The sequence below is a fragment of the Mycolicibacterium septicum DSM 44393 genome (assembly GCF_000455325.1).
Taxonomy (GTDB): Bacteria; Actinomycetota; Actinomycetes; order Mycobacteriales; family Mycobacteriaceae; genus Mycobacterium; species Mycobacterium septicum.
In genome coordinates, this window is sequence record NZ_HG322951.1 from 2,521,998 (window position 1) to 2,525,014 (window position 3,017).

The 3,017-nt window shown below is 66.8% G+C and carries 3 protein-coding genes; 1 reads left to right on the plus strand and 2 read right to left on the minus strand.

The genetic code is table 11. The annotated features are described in order from the left end of the window. Positions 1-622: esterase family protein (locus TX88_RS35085; protein ID WP_044516980.1), on the plus strand; the 622-nt coding region annotated here is incomplete at its 5' end. An 82-nt stretch (positions 623-704) separates the two neighbouring features. Here TX88_RS35085 and TX88_RS11870 read toward each other — a convergent pair. Continuing rightward, the gene (locus TX88_RS11870; RefSeq protein ID WP_044516981.1) at positions 705-1,703 is read right to left on the minus strand and encodes an oxidoreductase; all 999 of its coding nucleotides are present in this window, start codon (positions 1,701-1,703) and stop codon (positions 705-707) included. A gap of 97 nt (positions 1,704-1,800) precedes the next feature. Next, entirely contained in the window at positions 1,801-3,015 is a 1,215-nt protein-coding gene (locus TX88_RS11875) for an acyl-CoA dehydrogenase family protein (protein ID WP_244438407.1), read from the minus strand. Positions 3,016-3,017: the final 2 nt, after the last annotated feature.

A 3,017-nucleotide genomic window follows, 5' to 3' on the forward strand; every position in this document is an offset into this window, starting at 1 on the left:
CACCGACTGGTACTCGCCGGCGTGCGGTAAGGCCGGCTGCGTCACCTACAAGTGGGAGACCTTCCTGACCAACGAGCTGCCGGCATGGCTGGCAGCCAACCGCGACGTCGCAGCCAACGGCAACGCCGCAATCGGTCTGTCGATGGCCGGCTCGGCCTCGCTGATCCTCGCGACCTACCACCCGGACCGGTTCATCTACGCCGGATCGATGTCGGGCTTCCTCAACCCCTCCGAGGGCTGGTGGCCGTTCCTGATCAACATCTCCATGGGTGATGCCGGTGGCTTCAAGGCCAACGACATGTGGGGTCCGACGGAAGACCCGAACAGCGCGTGGAAGCGCAACGATCCGATGTTGCAGATCCCGACGCTCGTCGCCAACAACACCCGCCTCTGGATCTACTGCGGTAACGGACAGCCCAACGAGCTGGGCGGCGGCGACCTGCCTGCCACCTTCCTCGAAGGCCTGACCATCAAGACCAACCGCACCTTCCAGGACAACTACATCGCCGCAGGTGGCACCAACGGTGTGTTCAACTTCCCGGACAACGGCACGCACAACTGGGCCTACTGGGCCCGGGAGCTGCAGGCCATGGTTCCGGACCTGCAGCGGGTGCTCGGCTAAGCCGAAGAGCACGCGATAACGAAATCGCCCAGAACACCAAGTGTTCTGGGCGATTTCGTTTGTGTGGGGGCGTCCGCGCGGTCTAGAAGCCGCCTGCCACCTTCACCACGGCGCGGCCGGAGTACCGGCCGGCGCGGACCTCGTCGAGCACCTCGACGACATCCTTGACGTCGATCTCATGCGTGAGCTCATCGAGGTGACGCGGTTTGAGCGGTCCGCCCAGCTGTGCCCACAACTCGCGCCTGGGCTGGATGGGTAGCTGCACCGAATCGATGCCCAGCAGCGATACCCCGCGCAGGATGAACGGCATCACCGTGGTGTTCAGGGCCGCACCGCCCGTCAGCCCGCTGGCGGCCACGGCCCCACCGTATTCCAGGGTGCTCAGCACATCGGCCAGCGTGGCACCGCCGACACAGTCCACCGCCGCTGCCCACCGGGTCCGGCCCAGGGGACGGGGTCTGGCGTCGGGGTCGACCGGGAGGCGGCCGATCACCTCCGATGCCCCCAGTGCGCGAAGGTGATCGGCCTGCTCGGGCTTTCCGGTCGACGCCACCACCTGATAGCCGGCGGCGGCCAGCAGGTCCACGCTCACCGAACCGACCCCGCCGGTCGCGCCGGTCACCACGATCGGTCCGTGCGGTGGCTTGATACCGCGGCCGACGAGAGCGAGAACACTCATCGCCGCGGTGAACCCGGCCGTGCCGATCGCGGCACCCTCGCGGGGGCTCAGTGCGCCCAGCACGACCACCTGATCGGCGGGCAGCCGCGCATATTCGGCGTAGCCGCCGTGATGACCGGTGCCGATCTGATAGCCGTGGGCCAGCACGAGATCGCCGGGCACGAAGTCCGGGGACTCCGAGCTCACCACCTCACCGGTGAGGTCGATGCCGGGGACGATCGGATAGTCGCGCACCACACCGCCTTTGGGGGTCAGCGCGAGCGCATCCTTGAAGTTGACGCTGCTGTACAGCACCCGGATGGTGACCTCGCCGGCAGGCAGATCGGATGCCTGCAGTGTCTCGACCGCCGCGACGATGCCGTCGCCGTCCTGCCGCGCTACCAGTGCTTGAAACGATTCCATGTCTGGAACGCTAGTTCACCCTGGTTGGCCGGGCAGATGCAAAACTGCCCAAAACCAGGCGGTTTTGGGCAGTTTTACGTCTGCTCGCGCCGAAGAGCTACTTGAGCTCGGCCGAGGACAGTCCCAGCAGGCGGCGGGCGACCACCAGCTGCTGGATCTGCTGCGTGCCCTCGAAGATGTCGAGGATCTTCGAGTCGCGAGCCCACTTCTCCAGCAGGGTCTGCTCGGAATAACCCACGGTTCCGGCCATTTCGACCGCCTTGAGGGTGATGTCGCTGGCCACCCGGGCGGCCTTGGCCTTACCCATCGAGGCTTCCTTGGAGTTGGGGATGCTGTTGTCGGCCTGCCATGCGGAGCGGACGGTCAACAGGTACCCGGCCTCCCAGTCGGCCTCCATCCGCAGGAACTCCGCCGCGGGGGCGCTCTGCGCATGGGCCGGCTTGTCGTAGGAGATCTCGATGCCGGCATCGGTGAGGATCGCGCGCAGGTCCTCCAGCGCGGCCCGGGCGATGCCGACCGCCATGGCCGCCACGATCGGCCGGGTGTTGTCGAAGGTCTCCATGACCCCGGCAAAACCCTTCTCCACGTGGATCTCCGGATCGCCCAGGAGGTTGTCCTTGGGGATGCGGGCGTTGTCGAAGCGGATCACCGCGGTGTCGGACGCCTTGATGCCCAGCTTGTGCTCGAGGCGCTCGACGGTGACACCGGGGTGCTCGCGCGGCACGATGAACGACTTGATCGCCGCGCGGCCCAGCGACTTGTCCAGCGTCGCCCACACCACGATGTGGGTGGCCCGTGAACCCGCGGTGACGAAGATCTTCTCGCCGTTGATCACGTACTCGTCGCCGTCCAGCACCGCGGTGGTGGTCACCGCCGCCGAGTCGGATCCGAAGCCGGGTTCGGTGATGGCCATCGCGGCCCACACGTCCTTGCCCAGGCGCTCGAGTTGATCGGGGGTGGCCACCGAGGAGATGGCCGCGTTGCCCAGGCCCTGACGCGGCACCGACAGCAGCAGGGCGACATCGCCCCAGCTGATTTCGAGGGCGTTGAGCAGGGCAGACATGTTGGCACCGTTGACGGTGACCTTCTCGCCCTTGGTGTTGGCGTCGTCGCGGAACGCCTCGGCGCCCGCGAACGAGATCGTCTTGGCCTCCGAGATGCCTTCGAACAGCGTGGCCAGCGTGTCCAGCTCGACCGGGTAGGCGTGCTCGGCGAGGTCGTACTTGCGCGAGATCGGGCGAAGCATCTCGGCGGCGCCCTGGTGGCCCTTCTCGATGACCGCCTGCAGCTTGCGGGGCATTTCCAGATTGATTG

Bases quoted from the DNA above. Each gene is read 5' to 3' on its own strand.
- TX88_RS11870 (WP_044516981.1), bottom strand. From the start codon at position 1,703: ATGGAATCGTTTCAAGCACTGGTAGCGCGGCAGGACGGCGACGGCATC.